The organism is Synechocystis sp. PCC 6803 substr. PCC-P (assembly GCF_000284455.1).
Taxonomy (GTDB): Bacteria; Cyanobacteriota; Cyanobacteriia; order Cyanobacteriales; family Microcystaceae; genus Synechocystis.
Genome location: NC_017039.1, coordinates 1326368 through 1344131, shown reverse-complemented (window position 1 = coordinate 1344131; position 17764 = coordinate 1326368). Strand labels below are relative to the sequence as shown.

The 17764-nt window shown below is 50.5% G+C and carries 16 protein-coding genes and 1 tRNA gene; 7 read left to right on the top strand and 10 right to left on the bottom strand.

Annotated elements, in window-relative coordinates; all coding sequences use genetic code 11:
- The first annotated feature begins 38 nt into the window (after positions 1-38).
- The 5 genes from SYNPCCP_RS06315 to SYNPCCP_RS06295 all read left to right on the top strand — a co-directional run bounded on the left by SYNPCCP_RS06315 (position 39) and on the right by SYNPCCP_RS06295 (position 3974).
- Complete coding sequence (locus SYNPCCP_RS06315; RefSeq protein WP_010872425.1) at positions 39-965, top strand: serine hydrolase; 927 nt, start codon at positions 39-41, stop codon at positions 963-965.
- A gap of 9 nt (positions 966-974) precedes the next feature.
- A complete protein-coding gene (clcA, locus tag SYNPCCP_RS06310) occupies positions 975-2330 on the top strand; it encodes a H(+)/Cl(-) exchange transporter ClcA (protein ID WP_010872424.1) in 1356 nt (451 codons plus the stop codon).
- Between the two features lie 162 nt (positions 2331-2492).
- On the top strand, positions 2493-3053 hold the full coding sequence (locus SYNPCCP_RS06305; RefSeq protein ID WP_010872423.1) for a sigma-70 family RNA polymerase sigma factor: 561 nt from the start codon (positions 2493-2495) through the stop codon (positions 3051-3053).
- On the top strand, positions 3043-3411 hold the full coding sequence (locus SYNPCCP_RS06300; RefSeq protein ID WP_020861688.1) for a hypothetical protein: 369 nt from the start codon (positions 3043-3045) through the stop codon (positions 3409-3411). The genes SYNPCCP_RS06305 and SYNPCCP_RS06300 overlap by 11 nt, the downstream gene beginning before the upstream one ends.
- Positions 3412-3467: 56 nt before the next feature.
- A complete protein-coding gene (locus tag SYNPCCP_RS06295) occupies positions 3468-3974 on the top strand; it encodes a Spy/CpxP family protein refolding chaperone (protein WP_020861687.1) in 507 nt (168 codons plus the stop codon).
- Between the two features lie 8 nt (positions 3975-3982).
- On the opposite strand, the gene SYNPCCP_RS06290 is transcribed toward SYNPCCP_RS06295, so the two are convergent.
- The 9 genes from SYNPCCP_RS06290 to SYNPCCP_RS06250 form a co-directional block, all read right to left on the bottom strand.
- A complete protein-coding gene (locus SYNPCCP_RS06290) occupies positions 3983-5449 on the bottom strand; it encodes a deoxyribodipyrimidine photo-lyase, 8-HDF type (protein WP_010872420.1) in 1467 nt (488 codons plus the stop codon).
- Between the two features lie 24 nt (positions 5450-5473).
- Entirely contained in the window at positions 5474-5950 is a 477-nt protein-coding gene (rimI, locus tag SYNPCCP_RS06285; protein ID WP_010872419.1) for a ribosomal protein S18-alanine N-acetyltransferase, read from the bottom strand.
- On the bottom strand, positions 5950-6378 hold the full coding sequence (locus SYNPCCP_RS06280) for a hypothetical protein (RefSeq protein ID WP_010872418.1): 429 nt from the start codon (positions 6376-6378) through the stop codon (positions 5950-5952). The genes rimI and SYNPCCP_RS06280 overlap by 1 nt, the downstream gene beginning before the upstream one ends.
- 90 nt (positions 6379-6468) lie before the next feature.
- On the bottom strand, positions 6469-7806 hold the full coding sequence (locus tag SYNPCCP_RS06275; RefSeq protein WP_010872417.1) for an NAD(P)/FAD-dependent oxidoreductase: 1338 nt from the start codon (positions 7804-7806) through the stop codon (positions 6469-6471).
- A gap of 318 nt (positions 7807-8124) precedes the next feature.
- Complete coding sequence (locus SYNPCCP_RS06270; protein WP_010872416.1) at positions 8125-9534, bottom strand: Rieske 2Fe-2S domain-containing protein; 1410 nt, start codon at positions 9532-9534, stop codon at positions 8125-8127.
- A gap of 209 nt (positions 9535-9743) precedes the next feature.
- Entirely contained in the window at positions 9744-10583 is an 840-nt protein-coding gene (gene murI, locus SYNPCCP_RS06265) for a glutamate racemase (RefSeq protein WP_010872415.1), read from the bottom strand.
- Between the two features lie 143 nt (positions 10584-10726).
- Positions 10727-12676 carry an N-acetylmuramoyl-L-alanine amidase gene (locus SYNPCCP_RS06260; protein ID WP_010872414.1) on the bottom strand — a complete coding sequence of 650 codons (1950 nt, stop codon included), beginning with the start codon at positions 12674-12676 and terminating at the stop codon, positions 10727-10729.
- Positions 12677-12960: 284 nt separating this feature from the next.
- Positions 12961-14175 (bottom strand): NAD(P)/FAD-dependent oxidoreductase, encoded by a 1215-nt coding sequence (locus SYNPCCP_RS06255; protein ID WP_010872413.1) that lies wholly within the window; start codon positions 14173-14175, stop codon positions 12961-12963.
- A 49-nt stretch (positions 14176-14224) separates the two neighbouring features.
- The gene (locus SYNPCCP_RS06250; protein WP_010872412.1) at positions 14225-14995 is read right to left on the bottom strand and encodes a type 1 glutamine amidotransferase; all 771 of its coding nucleotides are present in this window, start codon (positions 14993-14995) and stop codon (positions 14225-14227) included.
- Between the two features lie 119 nt (positions 14996-15114).
- On the opposite strand from SYNPCCP_RS06250, the gene SYNPCCP_RS06245 reads away from it, so the two are divergent.
- Positions 15115-15717 carry a hypothetical protein gene (locus SYNPCCP_RS06245; protein WP_010872411.1) on the top strand — a complete coding sequence of 201 codons (603 nt, stop codon included), beginning with the start codon at positions 15115-15117 and terminating at the stop codon, positions 15715-15717.
- A 151-nt stretch (positions 15718-15868) separates the two neighbouring features.
- Positions 15869-15942 (top strand) — tRNA-Asp (locus SYNPCCP_RS06240).
- 47 nt (positions 15943-15989) lie between these two features.
- On the opposite strand, the gene SYNPCCP_RS06235 is transcribed toward SYNPCCP_RS06240, so the two are convergent.
- The gene (locus tag SYNPCCP_RS06235; protein WP_010872410.1) at positions 15990-17738 is read right to left on the bottom strand and encodes a peptide ABC transporter substrate-binding protein; all 1749 of its coding nucleotides are present in this window, start codon (positions 17736-17738) and stop codon (positions 15990-15992) included.
- Between the last annotated feature and the right edge of the window lie 26 nt (positions 17739-17764).

Sequence of the window (17764 nt, the reverse complement as noted above, 5' to 3'; positions counted from 1 at the left end):
ACAAGTAATAATTATCCTCAACCCGAACCGATTATTCCATGGCATTTTTTAAAGAAGACCCGGCTTTGGGGGATATGGCCCAGGCTATTCTCGAAACTACTTGGCAAACTTTCCCCCAACTTCAGCGGGATCAAATTGCCTTGACTTGGTTGGTTTATGACGCTCCAGTGGTGGTTAATACCGGGGGGGCGATCGCCGCCAATGAGTTTTGGCAATATCCGGTGCGGGGTTTTAGTTATCGGGGCATTGAACGTATTTATCCCGCCAGTGTGGTGAAATTGTTTTACCTGGTGGCCATGGCGGAATGGTTGGAAGGAGGCATGGTGAATGATTCCCCGGAGTTGGACCGGGCCGTGCGGGATATGATTGTGGACTCCAGCAACGATGCCACTAGCTTAGTGGTAGATATACTCACTGGCACCAGCAGTGGGCCCATGTTACCCCCCGGACCCTTTGAAACTTGGCAGCAACAACGCAATATTGTGAACCGTTATTTTCAATCCTTGGGCTGGGAGGAGTTGCAGAATATTAATGTCAACCAAAAGACCTGGGGTGATGGTTACTATGGCCGGGAAAGGGCCTTTGTGGGGGAACTTTACGAACAGCGCAACATGTTAACCACCAATGCTGTGGCCAGGTTATTACACAGTATCATTGGCGGGGTGGCGGTGTCCTCAACCCGTTCCCAACAAATGATGCAATTACTTAAACGAGATTTAACGGCCGCTCCGGCTCCTTTGGGGGAAGATAACCAAATTACCGGTTTTCTCGGTGAACCATTGCCTAAAGATGCCCAAATGTGGTCTAAGGCCGGTTGGACCAGCCAGGTGCGCCATGATTGTGCCTACATTGAAATTCCCCACCAGAGTCCCTATCTTTTGGTGGTGTTCACGGAAAATTCTGCCCTCGCTGGCAATCGCCGCCTATTGCCGTTTATTTCCCAAGCCTTTGCCAATGCCCACTAAATCAGAGCCATGGCTGCCGATTTTGAAACCTCTAATCGACGCTGGTTAGATAAACTTCCCAGGAATTTAACCGATAGCGCCCGTTCTCTCCATCCCCGTACCCTTGTGGCGGCCATTGTGGTGGGGCTGATTACCGGTGTATTGGGGGCCGGTTTTAAATCCGCTGTGAACAATATGCTCCAGTGGCGATCGCAATTAGCACAAATACTTGCCCCCATACCGCCCTTGGCTTGGCTGGTCACCGCTCTGATCAGTGGTGGCATGGTAGCCCTCAGCTTTTGGTTAATGAAACGTTTTGCCCCGGACACCAGCGGCAGTGGTATTCCCCAAATTGAAGGGCATTTGGAAGGGAAACTTCCCCTGGTCTGGCAGAGGGTCTTGCCTATCAAATTAGTGGGGGGATTTTTATCCTTGGGAGCTGGTATGTTGGCGGGATTTGAAGGGCCAACGATTCAAATGGGGGGAAGCATTGGCCAGATGACTGGGGGGTGGTTCAAGGCAACTCAAGAGAATCAACGAATTTTAATTGCAGTGGGAGCCGGGGCCGGTTTGGCCACCGCTTTTAATGCGCCCCTGGCAGGGGTAGCTCTGATTGGGGAAGAAATGCATCCTCGTTTTCGTAGTCAAACCTTGGCGTACCATAGCCTACTATTTGGCTGTGTGATGGCCACTATTATTCTCAGAATGATTCGAGGGCAGTCCGCCATCATCAGCTTGACTGAGTTTAAACGGGTTCCCCTGGATTCCCTCTGGATGTTCATTATTTTGGGGATTTTATTTGGGGTGATGGGTTACACCTTCAACCGGGGTCTATTCAAAGTACTAGACTGGTTCGATCGCCTGCCGCCCCTAGCAACTAAATGGAAAGGGTTTTTGCTCGGTTCCATCATTGGCATTTTGTCCCTATTTCCCCTACCCCTCACCGACGGGGGAGACAATGCAGTGCTCTGGGCTTTTAACAGTCAATCCCATTTTTCTACACTCATACTGGTGTTTTGTGGCAGATTTTTGTTAACCCTGATCTGCTACGGCTCCGGGGCAATTGGCGGTATTTTTGCCCCCATGTTGGGCATTGCTTCCATTGTCAGTGTAGCCATGGCGAGACATTTCCATTTACTCTTTCCCAGTCAAATTCCTGAACCCGCTGTAATGGCGATCGCCGGCATGGGAGCTTTAGTAGCGGCAACGGTGCGAGCCCCATTAACTGCAATTCTGTTAACCATAGAAATGACGGACAACTATTTTGTGATTTTGCCTTTGTTAGTTACCTGCCTAGTGGCCAGTGTGGTGGCGGAAGCATTGGGGGGTAAACCCATTTATACAGTCTTGCTAGAAAGAACTTTAGCTAAACAAAACCGTGGCTAAGATTTATTGTCTTGACCCCGATTCTTTTAGCGAAGGAAAATCTGGCCTCCCCTTTGAACCTTGGGTAAACCCGTGGGGTCTAAACCCCCGTAACCGCCAAAGAGGTAGGTTTTGTTGGTTAAGCCCTTAGTCAATCCAGCGGTAGAAGAAAACGAAGCTAGCATGATCCAGCGAAGTCAGCAGGGTGATGCTGAGGCCTTTCGTCAACTTTATCGTCGGTACCAGGCTAAAGTACGTTCTACCCTTTATCAACTTTGTGGACAGCATCAACTCGATGATCTAGTTCAGGAGGTCTTTTTCAAAGTGTGGAAAGGATTGCCCAAACTCCGCAATCACAATTTTTTTGCCACCTGGCTTTATCGCATTACTTGGAATGTGGCCCAGGATGCCCGTAAACAATTGGGGCGATCGCGCCAACGGATTCATCAACCCAGTACTGCCTTAGCCGACAACGAAGGGGAAATATCCCTGCAATTGTCTCGGCCCGAGGACAGTCCCGATCTGTTGCAACTCCATTACCAGGATTTGGTGCAGCAAGGCTTGGCTACCCTCAGCTTTGAGCATCGCACGGTGTTGGTGCTCCACGATCTGGAGGATTTGCCCCAAAAGACCATTGCGGAGGTACTAAATTTGCCTGGGGGTACTATCAAATCCCGTTTATTCTATGCTCGGCGGGCCATGCGGGAATTCTTGCAGCAACAGGGAGTTCAAGATGTCTTTTAACCCTTTTAATACCGATCAAGAGACAAAACTGAAGCACTTTTTGCAGGCCCATCGCCCAGGGGTTCCCGCTCCCTCGCCGGCACTAGAGGAGCAGATTTTGCAACGGATCAAGCAATGTCCCCGCCGTTCCTTGACCCCTAGTTTGTCTTGGCAATGGCTGGGGGGAGGAGTTCTACTCTTCGGCCTAGTGGGGGCAGGGCTTTTCGGTTGGCGATCGCCGATGCAAACGGCCGAAGAACCGAACATGGCGGAACTGGAAGCTTTCCTCCAGGAAACTTGGTCTGGCTCCATCTACCCCGACAGCGTCAACGGAGCTAACCAGGATTGGTGGTTACTAAGCGATCCCCCACGGGAATAAGACAATTTGTACTTTTCAATCACTTTTCAGTTAATTTTCTGAGGAACTTGCTCATCATGAAAAACATTATTATCGCCGGTTTGCTTAGCGGTTTAGCTTGTACTGTCAGCACCATGCCCGCCATGGCCCAAAATCAAAATCTGGATTTACATTGGCAAAGTGGCGATACCAGCGAGCAAATGCTAGCCCAATGGGGCTGGGGCAACAAAAAAGGTGGCCAGGGCCAGTGGATGGAATCCCTTGATTTAACTGATAGTCAAAAACAACAACTGGAAGCCATTCGCCAAAAATATCAAGGCCAAATGCAATCTCTGTCGGAGCAAATGCGTACTAGCCAAAATGAATTACGCACTCTGATGTCTGGCAATGGCAGTGACAGCGAAATCCGCGCCAAACACAACCAGGTGGCTAATTTGAGGCAACAACTGGGGGAACTGCGCTTCAACAGTATGCTGGAAAGCCGTCAAGTATTGACCCCGGAACAACGGCAAAAATTTTCCCAATTAATGCAGGAGCGTCGCAATAGTCGTCAAGGTCGCCGGGGCATGGGCAACCAACAATAAATCAGCGATTATTTGACCAATTGATAACGCCGTTTAAATTCCCGTTGTTGCTGATTGTGGTCCACTATGGGTTCTGGATAATTGACCGATCGCCGTGACCCGGGGGTAAGTTTGCCGGTTAACAAGTCCCCCGTGTCGAACCGGGCCAACTGGGGCAACCACGTGCGGATATATTCCCCCTCTGGGTCAAACTTTTGGGCTTGGGTATGGGGGTTAAAAATCCGTAGGGGTTTGGGGTCCATGCCGCTGGAAGCACTCCACTGCCAGCCTCCATTGTTGGCCGCTAGGTCTCCGTCGTAGAGGGTCTGCATAAAATACAGCTCTCCCCATTGCCAATTAAGAATCAGATCCTTAATCAAAAAACTAGCCACAATCATGCGGCAACGATTGTGCATCCAGCCCGTTTGATTCAACTGAGCCATCGCTGCATCAATGATCGGGTAACCAGTTCTGCCTTCGCACCAGGCTTGGAAATGGTCTTGGTTTTCCTCCCAGGGAAATTCCTGAAACGGCGATCGGTAAGGTCCCTGGGCCAATGCAGGAAAGCTGTAAAGGCAATGTTGGTAAAATTCCCTCCAGGCCAATTCCTGTTGCCAAGTTTCAATGCTAGCCCGGGCTTCCTCACTGCGGCTTTGCTCCCACGCTTCTAGGGTAGTCTGCCACAGGGTTCGTGGGGAAATCACACCAAATTTGAGAGCGGCACTCAGTTGAGAAGTGCCATCTAGGGCTGGGAAATTACGATTTTGCTGATATTCCTCCAACCCATGGGCCACAAACCAGTCCAATCTTTGCTCAGCTGCTTCTTCCCCCGGTGTTAATGGGAGAGGTTGATCCCAGATAAAACCTAAATCCGCTAACTGGGGTATGGCCAGGGGCTCTAAAGGAGCTAATTTTTCCTTTTCTGCTGGAGTTAAACCCTGTAAATCCTTGGGCGTGGGTACCGGACTTGTTTTGGGCAGTTGGGACCAATTTTTCCAAAAGGGAGTGTAAACCGTGTAGGGGCTGCCCGCTTGGGTCAGCACTTCCCCTGGATGGTGCATGAGTTGATCCCATTCCGTGGCGATCGCCAAACCCCTTTCCCGTAGAGCCTGGGCCACTGCTAAATCTCGCTTTTGGGCGTAGGGTTCCGTGTCTAAAGTCCAAGTAACACCGTGGGCACCTAAGGTATTGGCCAATTTGGGCAACAACTGCACCGGATCTGCTTGGAAAACCAACAACTCACTACCGAGGCGCTGGTAATGATCCTGTAAAGATTGTAGGCAACCGAGCAGGTAAGCCACCCGGGCCGGAGCCATATCTTCCGCTTGCAGAATTTTGTTATCCAGACAAAAGACACCGACAATTTTGGCAGTTTTTTGACGGGCCTTGGCCAAAGCTAAATGATCATTAAGGCGTAAATCCCGGCGGTGCCACAGCAAAATTAGGGGATGGTCAGACTGGTCAGACATGGGAAACAAAATCAACTGCCTCCCCATTGTGCCGTTTTCCCTAGCTTGTTACTAGGCAGGGGAGCTCAAATGGTTTTTCCAGAGAATTAGGGCATCCTCCCCATCGGGGTAATAACGTTTTCTGCACCCCGCCAACTGAAACCCAAATTGATGGTAAAGGTCCATGGCAGCCTGATTGGATGCCCTCACTTCCAAAGTAGCCCTTTCCAATTGTCGGTGTTCCGCCGTTGCTAAGAGGTTCTGAAGAAGGATTTTTCCCAATCCCTGCCGGCGATGGGCCTGGGCCACAGCTAACAAAGTGATGTGGGCTTCTTCTAAAATTTGCCAAAATGCCCCCATGGCCACCAAGTTCCCCCTGGCTATTAAACGAATTCCCAACAGAACACTGTGGTCACTGTCCCATTCCCGCTCGTAACCCGCTAACGTCCACATGCCCCCCAAACATTGCTGGTCTAACTGGGCAAACTGGGGCAGTTCTTCCCTGTGGGGCCAAAAAAGATCATATTTGGGGCCAAGAAGCGAAACCATCAAGTTTTTACCTGCTCTTGCAGTTTTAATTCCAATTCTTTCAGTTGTTGCCGTTGGGTTTCCAGCTCAATTTGTCGCTTAGTCAAATCTAGATTTTTAGCGGCCATTTCCTGACGCCAAGCTTCTACCCTCCTCTTTTCCTGTTTTACCAAAGAGGAAAGAGCTTGATCCGAGGAAAAACCATTGGCATTGGGGACAATTTCCAAAATTTCCAGTAGCCAGTCCAGCCCATCCCGAATTTGTTCTACTTGCTGGTCGGCATCGGTTTGAACCAACACCAAAGACCCCTCAGTCCAATGGTCTGGGTTGCCCAGGGGCAGGGTAAAGTTGCTCCTTTGCCAACACTGATGATTCTGGCAACTGGCCAAAACCGTTAGTTGATGACAATTTCCCTGCTGGTCAATGGTAATTTGGGCGAAGTGTAACATTATTTTCCCAGGCTCGGGCCCATAGCCTTATTTTCCACAGTTTAAGCCATTGTTTGCTCAAGCTATGGTGGGGTTTACCGAAATTAAACTCTAGGGGCGCACTAGTTCCTTCTGCACGGTGGAAGTGCTCTGGGGATTGGGGGTATCGGTGATGAGTCGGGCCCCCCGGCCTCTGGTGAAATAATTCCAACCCCATTGCAACATGACAATTAGTTTATTGTCGAATTCAATCAGGTAATAAACGTGGGCCCAAACCCAGATCATCCAAGCCACCAAGCCGGTAAATTGGGCAAAACCAAGGTCAACCACCGCTTTATTCTGACCAATCACCGCTAGACTACCGTAGTCAATGTAGCGAAAAGGAACCATGATTTGTTCTTTTTCCGCTAACCGGGCAGGAATGAGTTTGGATAAATAAGCTGCTTCCTGCATAGCCACGGGGGCCACACCGGGTAGGGGTTGATCACCTTGGTGGGAATAATTAGCCAAATCCCCCAGGACAAATATATTATCAAAACTGGCCACACTCAAATCCGGGTTGACCACTACCCGACCGGCCCGGTCTAACTCGGCCCCAGTGCGATCGCCAATGATTTTACCGAGGCTAGAAGCCCTGACCCCAGCGCCCCAGAGCACCGTTTTTGTCACAATGGTTTCAGTTTGGCCGTTGTTATGCACCGTCACCTGTTCCGGGTTAATGTCAGTCACCATTCTTTCAGTCAACACCGTTACCCCTAGGTCTTCCAAATCCCGTTGGGCCCTGGCCGATAATTGGGGTTTGTAGGGAGGCAGTACTCGATCAACCCCTTCAATGAGCAAAATTTTTGCCTGCCTAGTGTCTATGCGATGAAAATTATCCTTGAGGGAACTATGGGCAATTTCGGCGATCGCCCCTGCCAATTCCACCCCGGTGGGCCCCGCCCCGACAATGACAAAGGTTAACCAAGCCTGTTGTCTTTCTGGATTACTTTCCTTTTCCGCCGCTTCAAAAGCCGCAAAAATTCGTTGGCGTATGGTCAAAGCATCTTCAATGGTTTTTAAACCCGGAGCCAGGGCAGCCCAATGGTCATTGCCAAAGTAATGATGACTAACCCCAGTGGCCACCACCAGCCAGTCGTAGGCAATAGGGGCATGGTCCTCCAACACCACTTTTTGCTTATCGGGGTCGATGTCAATGACCTTATCCATCAACACTCGAATATTTTTTTGTCCCTTTAGTACTCCCCGCAACGGTGAAGCAATATCCGCTGGGGAAAGACTACCCGTGGCCACCTGGTACAACAAAGGTTGGAAAAGATGGAAATTCCGTTTGTCAATCAGGGTAATATCCACCGGCGATCGCCGTAAATTTTTTGCAGTGTAAAGACCGGCAAAGCCGCCCCCGACAATAACCACATGGGGACGACGGGGAGAGGTGGGGGAATTCATAGCAACGGCGAAAATATTACGATTTGTTAATGGTAATCATTTCCTTGGGGATTACCGGTAATGGTTGTTACAAAGATATCGATTATTCTTGGCCAAACCCTGACGTTGGAACGTGTTTGGAAAGTTTTATTCCATCCTCTAAATTAACTCACTAAGGCTCCGGCAATACTGGGGGACTTTCAGTCAGTGTCCCCCCAAATTTGGGGGTCAAGGGGGCTTTTAAACAGGCTCTTAGATTCAGTTTAATGGTCTTACTTTCGGCAATAAAATTATGCTCAATACTCCATTGCAAAGGTTTTTAATCACAGAAAAAAGCAGTTAGCCTTTATCAAGAATATTTCTTGGGGGAATGGGGTTGCCTTGGTAAAAAGATTGTTTAAATTTGCCCAAACCAGCCCAGAGTGCAAAACCTAAGCCAGTCAACACTGTCAAGCCCAATCCCAGAGCGAAATTAGGAGCTAAGCCTAAACTAGCCACTGGCAAGCAAACCAAGCAGATAATGGCGATCGCGAGGCTCCCGGTTTGAATTTTTTCAATGTTAGCAAGGGCATTGCGGCAACTGTGGCAATGTTCAGTGTGGGAATGGTAACGATCCATTAATTGCTCTACCGATTGGCGATCAGGTAACGGACTATCCCCAAAGGGTTTGACTTGATATTGCTCAATCCAACGGTGAAATTCCGCCACAAACAAATCTGCTTTAGTGGGTAAGTAACAATCTTTTTCATAATTGGGCGATCCGCCTTTGCCCTGCACAAATCTTTCTTGGAAATGGAGAAAAATTTGGTCATCTTCCAACACCCGGTTTTGTCCTAAATGGGAATACCAACGGGGCGTGAAACCAATTACTAACCGGGGAAACTTACTAGGAAATTTAAAAGGAAAACGGGCGAATAAACGACACTCCCCTGGGCGAATCGGAGTAGCGTAAACCACCGTTAAAGTTCGACCAAATTGCTTTGAAGTTAAATCATGCCACATCAACCCCGGCGCAATGAAAGTGGTGGTTTGCTTGCCCAACGTACCTTTTCTTGGTCCCTCTTCCCAAATGCCGGTAAATCCCTGACGATCGCCATGGATAATCTCCAAATCCACCGGACTAACGTTACTGCGTTTACCAACGGTTTTATGGTGGGTGTAGGGAATATGGCTCGAATCCAACACATTTTCCATCAGGGTAAAGGCGTCGTAGGGCAAATCCCGAAAAGTATTGAGACAAACCCATTCAGACTGATCCCCATCCAACACATCCACCAAGGGGAGGGCAACTTTTTCTGCTTGATCAGTTTCCCCAGGAAAAGCAAAGAGCAAACCTTGAGCCACTTGGGTTGGCAGGGAACGCACACAGGCCCGTTTACTGGTGTGGGCTTGGCCTCCGGTATGTTGTTGAGGAATCGCTTGACATTGCCCTGATCCCGCAAAAGTCCAACCGTGGTAAGGACATTCCAACTGGCCAGCCTTGTTAATCCTACCTTCCGAAAGGGGGGCCAAACGGTGGGGACATTGATCGGCGTAAACCCGCCATTGTTGACTATTCGCTTCCCACCAGATCACCAAATCTTCTCCCAGCAGGGTAAAACGAGTTGGTTTGCGTTTGTCCAAATCCTCCTCGTAAGCCAGGGGATACCACACGGCCCGACAATCAAATTTGCTTTGGTCTAGTCCCCCTGCTGGAAAGGGAGCGTTGGCAACTGGAGCTTGGGCAGAGGAGGTTAACAAACTGGTCATAGGAAGAATTAGTGGATTCTCAGTCAGGGCACAGCCATAACCATTGGTGAATTATTAAGAATTGTAACGATTATTTCCAGTCTTTGGCTCCATTAAAAAACGACCGCCTCTCGCAAAAAGTTGAGCATGGCGATCGCCGTTATTGGAGTTATTAGTTCAGGAATCCCGAGCCATCGGGCAAGCAGGAATACCGGAATCTGACTAGTATTCTACTCTCGTATTTCCAAGGGTTGGGGGCAAATTGAACTCAAGCAGGGCAAGGAAATTTTTTCCACCATGGGGGTAAAACCGAGCCATTGGTGGGAAAGCTCCGCAAACTGTTGGGGGCAGCCACTGACAGTGAAACGGGTGGCAATGGACATTTCCGAATTCCGCAGTCCCATCACTTCCAATTCCTGACGGGCCGCTTTGACCACATGGCTGGCCGGGTCTACTAGGCGGATATGGGAAGGCAAAATCTGCTGAAAGACGGGGGTTAAATGACGATAGTGGGTACAACCAAATACCAGGGTGTCAATGTCTGCATCCAGAAGGGGTTGTAAATAGCCCTTGGCCACCTCTAGGGTGTAGGGGTCATGGAGGCGGTTTTGCTCAATTAGGGGCACAAATTCTGGGCAGGCCATTTGCCAGACCAATGCATCAGGGGTGATCTCGTGGATGGCATGGCGATAGGCGTTGCTGGCCGCAGTGGCGGGGGTAGAAATAACACCGATGCGCCGACCTTGACGCACTGCCGCCCGGGCCCCGGGGAGAATCACTCCCAAAATTGGCATATTGAATTCCTGTTGCACGGTTTCCAGGGCCAGAGCAGAACTGGTGTTGCAGGCCATGATTACCATTTTCACTTCCTCTGCTGCCATCCAAGTAAGGATTTCCCGGACATATTGGAGGATTACTTGCGGGGATCTTTTGCCGTAAGGTAGCCGTGCCGTATCGCCAAAATAAAGAATTGACTCTTTAGGTAATTGTCGATACAGCTCACGTAGAACGGTTAACCCACCCACACCACTATCAAAAACGCCAATTCGGCTACGCTGGGGCTCACGCATTTTGTATGGAACTATACCTGTTAATTAAGGAAAGATGCTTGTCATTGAAACACGAATAATAGATGAAGTAAATAGGTTTTGGTCACCATATCCTTCATATAAGTCAAGTTTCTCTGAATTTGAATTCTATGGACGAATAAGTCCTACCTTTGTTGCAGATACTCCAAAACTCCCCTGGCGATCGCCTGGGCCATCTGTTGCTGAAAATTGGGATCCGTAAGTTTGTAATTGTCTTCATTGCCGGTGACAAAGCCCATTTCCACTAGGGTGGAGGGCATGCGGGAATTCCGTAGAACGTAGAATCGAGCCTGGCGTACCCGGCGGTCCCGCACATTCAGGGAATTAACCACATTGCGATGGATTGCTTGGGATAGACCTGCATTACCATGGTAATAAATCTCAAAACCATTCACATCGGGACGGCCCATGCCCATGGAGTTGGCGTGAATACTGACAAATAAATCCGCTCCGGCTCGGTTGGCCATGTCGGTACGGCCCTGGAGGCTAATGAAATAATCCCCCGTGCGGGTCATCAACACCCGGACCCCCTGTTGCTCCAAATATCGTTGCAAGTATTGGGAAACAGCCAGGACTACATCTTTTTCTTGCACGCCTCGGATACCTATCGCCCCGGGATCCTTACCTCCATGGCCGGGATCCACCACCACCAAACGGCCTCCCCGAGGAACGGATGGTAAATTACCGGCAGGGGGATTGCTCCACTCCGGGGGAAAACTGGGGGTGGCATTGGCCGGCGGGGGCTGGACAGCAATGGAGATTTGATCCCCGCTATTCCCTCTGGGTGGATTGTTAGCAGGTAAATTTCCCGTAGGACGACTGGCAGTGGTATCGGAGATCAATTCCAGGGCATAAAGACTGCCCCCAGAACGGAACAGACGGCCAAAGCGACGGCCAGTGTTGGGCCGGACCAGAATTAAAACTGAATCGTTCGTTTCCTGACTAATATTAAGCTGATAAAGGGGGCCCCCAGTGGCCAACTCTGGACTTTGGAACTGGGGAGACAGTTGGGCCCGGTCTAAACGAATTTCGTAGTTACCGGTTAAACGATTGAAATTCCCCCTAGCATTAATTTGGCGATCGCCCCGGATGATCAATTGGCTATCATCCCTGGTCACTTCAATGGCAGTGATATTGGCGAGATTGCGGTTGGAAGCCTGACTTACTAGGCGATCATTAGGGCTTCTATTACCAGAAGAACTAGGGGAAGAATTGGAAGTGTTGTTACTGACCGGAACGGCCGCCGATCCAGGCGCTGGGTTAGCCCCCCCAGACCGGCTAATCTGCTTTGGGAGCAGCACTACGCCTCCCCCAACCCGACTATAGTAAGCATTCCAGCCGCCCCCACTGTCCGCCAGGGCCAGGGAAAGGCGGGGATTATTGGGATTATCGGAAAACTTAATTTCTTCAACACCGTATTGTCCCACGGGCAAAGACTGCCCCACCAAACTTTCTGGCAGCACCGCCCCATTGAGCTCAAAGTTAACCGTGGATTGGCGAGCATTGGGTTGGATGCGGATACCACTGTTATCGCCATTTTTATCCAGACGCACAAAAAGTCCGTTGCCAGTGACCTGTAAGTACTGCTGACCGGTGCTGGGGGGGTTAGCGGCACTCAAATTCTGAGTAGGCAGAGAAGATCCGTCGGGATTGGGACCAGGGGCATTATTGTTGCTGGCGGGAGCCAATTCTGGGGTAGGTAATTCCACCACCCATTGAGTCGGGGTAATGCCCCGGACTTTAACCTGTTGGGGATCAACGGTGTAGCCCGCATCCAGTTCAATCACCACCCTGGTGGTAAAACTATCCGGTTCACCGATGCGAATTTCCCTTACCCTTCCCCCTCCAGCTTGCCTGACGGTGGGGCCCCTCAAGGTTGTACCGGGCAAATCCACCACAATGCGGGTGGGATTGGGGATCAGTTGGGCTGTGGGCTGAACCCGGGAATCGGTGTAGAAAGTCAGCCGATTCTGGGACGCATTGAAATTCCAGTTAACTAACTGCCCCGCCATGGCTGGCAGACTGGTTAACAAGACCGACAGAAAGGTAAGAGCAAAACCAGGCAATCTTGACATAGGGACTTCTCAACTCAATAAACCGCTAAACCAACCTGTTGCCTTCCCCCGGATGACCCGTCTAGGGCATGGGGGTGGTAATAGGCCATTCAGCGGATTGTTAGGGGCCGCCGCCAACGGGAACATTAATCAAAACGGTGTGGCGTATAGTCTTGGGAGATAGTAACCGCAATACAGTTCCCAAAGCAAGCAAGCAGAGCCTTTCGGGCCCCGAGCAGCCCTTTCCCCCCAGCCACCATTTCGGCGATCGCCAGGGAAGGCAGGTTTTTTAGACGACGTTTCCCTCAGGAAGGTTCATTTTTGAGCCAATCCCCCAGGGGGCGGGTCAGCCAATTCAAGCCCACAGTCAGTTGATGTTGCCAAGTGGGAAAACGGTAGAGATAGACCAAACGACGAGCCAACAAGGCGGCGGGGCCACTTAATTTAATGCCCAAACCACTCAGCACAGCGCCATCGGTGCCCAGGGCCAACATTTCCCCTAGGGGTTGATAACGACAGGGCAGCAGGGGACGGCCGGTTAAGTTAGCCCAAATGTTCCAGGCACAATAGTCCGTCTGTTGGAAGGCTCCTTGGGCCGTGGTGGGAATTAATTGTCCACTAGCATCCCGACCTTCGGCTCCGTCCCCCAAGGCAAAAATGTTAGTTTTTCCTTCCACCTGTAGTTGGGCATTGGTTCTAAGCTGGCCTTGGTCGTTATGGGGCAGGGCTAAATTACGAATCAAAGGAGAAACGGTGGTGCCCACAGTCCAAAGCACCAAGTCCACTGGAATTACATCTTCCTGCTCTCGGAACTGGAGGGTGACATCGGTGGCGGTGATGGCGGTAACGGTGGTTTCCGTATCCACCCAAATTCCCTTGGCGGAAAGACTGGCCTGGGCCTGTTGACGATTGAACTCCGGGGACATGGCTAAAATTTCTTTGCCCCGCTCAATAATGCGGATGCGGCCCCGTTCCCCTAGGCGATCGCCGAGTTTGGCCGCTAATTCCACCCCGCTGTAGCCCCCACCAACAATAGCAATACGAATTTTCTCTGCGTCGGCTTGTTCCAGTGATTTTAATTTTTGCTTGAGTTTATAGGCATCTTCCAGGGTGCGGAATCCCAAACCATAATCCTTTAGCCCCGGCAGATTTGGCAGGGGAGTTTGGCCCCCCAGGGCAATGACTAACTGATCAAACGCTAAACTTTCGGTGCCCTTGTCCTGGTCATTTAACAACACTTTTTGGTGGTCAAAATCAATGGCGGTCACTTCCGCCTGACGAAAAATTACCCCCGATTCCGCTAAAAGTTCTACAAAAGGAGGGGCAATTTCCCAAGTTTGCATTTCCTCTGTTACCAGTTCGTAGAGGAAAGGGGCAAATAAAAACCGATCCCGTTGGTCGACGAGGACAATTTCCGGTGGGGTATGGCCCTCCCAGGATAGTTGACCGAGGCGTAGAGCGGTGTAAAGTCCGCCAAATCCTCCCCCTAAAATACAAATCCGTGGTCGAGCGTCCGTCATAATCTCTGCCAGTGGTGAGGGCTTGTTACATTTTGTAATCAAATTGCTCCTATTCTAGCCGTTTGAGCATGGCGGCGCGGGCTTGTTGGGCGAGGCAGTCATCCAAGGGAGTTAACTGCACCGAATCCTGATACTTCTTCTCCAACGCCGTGCGGATTAACCAATCAGCTAAAAAGGGATTTTTGGGCAACAGAGGGCCATGGGAGTAAGTGGCGATCGCCTTTTGGTGGAAAGCCCCCTCAAAGCCATCTTCGCCGTTGTTGCCATAGCCGGTTTTAACCTTACCCAGGGGAGAAACGGTTTGGAGATAGGTGCGGCCGCCATGGTTTTCAAAGCCAATGACAATGGGAGTTTCCCCGGTCATAGCCTGTAATTCTTGCCGGAGGGGTTCAGCGGTAATTTCAAACACTACGTTACCAATGCAGCGTTTTGCTTCTGGTCCTGGATGTTTACTGACCATATCCAGCAGTCCCAAACCCTGAATGCGTTGCCCTAAGGCAGGCTCGTAATAATGCCCCAGCAGTTGGGGAGAACCACAGGTGAATACTCCGGGAATGCCATCGTCTAACTGATTTTTCAGCGCCTCTGCTTTGGATCCTTGCAAATCCCGCATGACAATTTCCTGTTGGCGATCCTGGGCCCCGCCCCCCACAATTAAGTCGGCTTGGAGAAACAGTGCCGCCTCGCTGGTCTGTTCCAGGGGCAGAATTTTCACAGGGATATCCCGCCATTGACAACGACGTTGGATGCAAATGACATTGCCCCGATCGCCGTAGGTGCTCATGAGTTTGGGATAAAGCCAGCCGATTGTTAATTCCATACTTTATTTTCATTGGGGAGAGATTAATCCCTGGGAGCAAGACACGGTTCGGATGTAAATCTTGGCACCACTGACTACAATAGTCGAGAAAATCTTCCCATTTTCCCTAGGCATTTTCCATGTTGCCGTTGATTTTACCCGCTCTCCTTTCCCTCTCCCCCGCCGCCCATCCCTTGAATCCTCACCCCAATGCCATGGTTGCTTCCATAAATTACACTGACCTCAGCTTTGAACAGGCCATTGCCCATAGCCAGGCATTATTGCTAGAAATTGCGGCAAATAATCTTACTGACCAGGAAATGACCACGGCGATCGCCAATTTGGTCGCCACTGAAAACGGGGCCCGGGGATTTTTTGTTACTTTTCTCACTGCCCAGAATTTTTCCCTGGCGGATCAACCAAACCCGGCCTTAATGACCGCTCTAGGTTCCTCTCCGGCGATCGTAGGAGAACTTTTGGTAAAAAATCTGGCCATGGCCACCGCCACAGCAATTCTCCACCAAAGAGCGGGGGACGGGGAGGCGGCCCAGGGTTCCCAGCAGGTGGCCCAACGGACTCAGACCTTAATCAACGAGCTATCCCTACCCGGCTTACCAGAAAAATTGACCGAGTTGGAACAGAGTTTAGACGGCCCCGGGCCCTACGAAGCCTTTTTGCAACGGTGGAACTATGACCAAGAGCAGCGGGAAGCCATTCGCCAGGCGATCGCCCAGGTTAAATAGTTACCCCAAAATGGATTGAGGCCGAGGGTTAGGACTACGGCAAGTTATCCGCTCCGGCCCATTTGTCTGATTGGAAAAAAAGGGAAAATTTTTCGTCAGGGGTTGACAATCCCCGGCACAACTGATGTAATGGTAAAAGTCTGAAAAACCTGGGTCTGTAGTTCAATTGGTTAGAGCACCGCCCTGTCACGGCGGAAGTTGCGGGTTCGAGCCCCGTCAGACCCGTTAAAAGAGAGCAATAATCCTTCAACGAGCCCCCCTGAGTCTTTCCACTATTTTGCTTTCGGCTGCCAATCTTTGATATTCCAAGTGGGACGATCCCAGGGAGTTAACGCCACCCCATCCAGGCGATCGCCTACTCCCACCACACTGGCTCGATGCACCACGGGTACCAAAATATAATCATCCACTAACAAATCGTTCATTTGAATGAATAGTTGTTGGCGCTTTTCCGGGTCCAGTTCAGCCACTGCTTTTTGCCAGAGTTGGTCGTATTCGGCACTACAGTAACGCCCATAATTGTCCCCACTCCATTGATTCTCGGCGGTGGGAATGGCCCCACAGGTGAAGGTTTGCATATATTTGCTCGGATCCGGGTTAGTGTTGCCCGTGGTGAACATAGACAAATCCCCCTGAAATCGTTCCAAAGTATCGGGGTTGGCCGGATCACCGGAAAAGAACACACTGGGGTCAATGCTTTTCAGTTCTACCCCCACGCCGATCGCCTGGAGAGTTTGTTTAATTACCTGTTGGGTCTTTTGCCGCAGGGGATTAACGCTGGTTTGGAATACCATTTGCAACTCAATGCCATCCTTGTCCCGAATACCGTTGCCGTTGCTGTCCTTCCAACCCGCTTGGTCGAGTAATTGCTGGGCTTCGGTGGGATTAAATTGGAAACTCGTATTTTGGGAAGCATACTGCTGGGGTAAAACCAGAACGTTGGCCGTGGGCTGTCCGGTGACACCATAGAGTTGCTTGGCAATTAAATCCCGGTCAATGCCTAGAGTTATAGCTTTCCTCACCAAGGGATCCTGCAAAAAGGGATGGGGAAACTTCACCGAGGAGCGATCGCCATTGGTGCGCGCAGGATCGGGATCGCTGAGATTAAATATTACCCGTTCACTCAAACTGCCTAAATCTGCCACAATTTCCCCTTTGCCGCCTTGGGCCAAGGACTGGAGGATATTGTCCTCCACCTGTAAATTGAGGGCAAAATCCGCATCCCCAGTTTGCAGTACGGCCCGGGCCGCGGAGGTAGCATCTCCCCCACCCTTAATTTCCACCTGTTGGAAACCGATATTTTTCCGGTCTCGATAATGGGGATTAACTTCATACAACACCACATCCCCTGGTTTAAAACTGGTGACCCGATAGGGCCCAGTACCGATGGGCAACAGATTTGCCGGTGCCTGCCGCGCCTTTTCCCCGACAAAATCTTTATAAATGTGCTGGGGCAAAATCATCCCTTCACTGCCCACAAAGGGTAAAAACCAAGCTGGGTTGGGTTCCTTAAAGGTTATTTTGACTGTATTTTTGTCCAACGCTTCCACCTTGGCGATCGCCTCATAGGTACCAGTGCTGGTGGCCCCAGTTTTGGGATCACTGAGGAATTTGTAAGTGAACGCCACATCCTCCGCCGAGAAGGGTTGCCCATCAGACCAGAGCACATCAGGCTTTAACTTCCAGGTGACGGACAAACCATCCGCCGCCACGCCGCCATTTTCTACGCTGGGAATTTCCGCCGCCAAAAACGGGACTAGGTTGCCTTCTTGGTCAAAACTTGCCAGGGGTTCCAGGGCAATACGACTAGCTTCCGCATCCTTAAAGCCCGTAGCCAAATGGGGATTTAAAATCGTGGGAGCCTGCCAAGAGAGAATTTTCAGGGTTTCTTGACCATTCTGCTGAGAGTTACCATTGCCGACATTGGGGCTACCACAGGCAAACAATAATAAGGGCAACAGCCCCCCAATTAGTTTTTGGCAAGAACGAGACTTAACGGTGGCGGGAAGATTTAGCAACACAGGCAACAGGGATAATCAAGGCTTAA

Excerpts from the sequence above, each read along its gene's own strand:
- SYNPCCP_RS06315 (WP_010872425.1), top strand. The coding sequence starts at position 39 with ATGGCATTTTTTAAAGAAGACCCGGCTTTGGGGGATATGGCCCAGGCT.
- clcA (WP_010872424.1), top strand. The coding sequence starts at position 975 with ATGGCTGCCGATTTTGAAACCTCTAATCGACGCTGGTTAGATAAACTT.
- SYNPCCP_RS06305 (WP_010872423.1), top strand. The coding sequence starts at position 2,493 with ATGATCCAGCGAAGTCAGCAGGGTGATGCTGAGGCCTTTCGTCAACTT.
- SYNPCCP_RS06300 (WP_020861688.1), top strand. The coding sequence starts at position 3,043 with ATGTCTTTTAACCCTTTTAATACCGATCAAGAGACAAAACTGAAGCAC.
- SYNPCCP_RS06295 (WP_020861687.1), top strand. The coding sequence starts at position 3,468 with ATGAAAAACATTATTATCGCCGGTTTGCTTAGCGGTTTAGCTTGTACT.
- SYNPCCP_RS06290 (WP_010872420.1), bottom strand. The coding sequence starts at position 5,449 with ATGGGGAGGCAGTTGATTTTGTTTCCCATGTCTGACCAGTCTGACCAT.
- rimI (WP_010872419.1), bottom strand. The coding sequence starts at position 5,950 with ATGGTTTCGCTTCTTGGCCCCAAATATGATCTTTTTTGGCCCCACAGG.
- SYNPCCP_RS06280 (WP_010872418.1), bottom strand. The coding sequence starts at position 6,378 with ATGTTACACTTCGCCCAAATTACCATTGACCAGCAGGGAAATTGTCAT.
- SYNPCCP_RS06275 (WP_010872417.1), bottom strand. The coding sequence starts at position 7,806 with ATGAATTCCCCCACCTCTCCCCGTCGTCCCCATGTGGTTATTGTCGGG.
- SYNPCCP_RS06270 (WP_010872416.1), bottom strand. The coding sequence starts at position 9,534 with ATGACCAGTTTGTTAACCTCCTCTGCCCAAGCTCCAGTTGCCAACGCT.
- murI (WP_010872415.1), bottom strand. The coding sequence starts at position 10,583 with ATGCGTGAGCCCCAGCGTAGCCGAATTGGCGTTTTTGATAGTGGTGTG.
- SYNPCCP_RS06260 (WP_010872414.1), bottom strand. The coding sequence starts at position 12,676 with ATGTCAAGATTGCCTGGTTTTGCTCTTACCTTTCTGTCGGTCTTGTTA.
- SYNPCCP_RS06255 (WP_010872413.1), bottom strand. The coding sequence starts at position 14,175 with ATGACGGACGCTCGACCACGGATTTGTATTTTAGGGGGAGGATTTGGC.
- SYNPCCP_RS06250 (WP_010872412.1), bottom strand. The coding sequence starts at position 14,995 with ATGGAATTAACAATCGGCTGGCTTTATCCCAAACTCATGAGCACCTAC.
- SYNPCCP_RS06245 (WP_010872411.1), top strand. The coding sequence starts at position 15,115 with ATGTTGCCGTTGATTTTACCCGCTCTCCTTTCCCTCTCCCCCGCCGCC.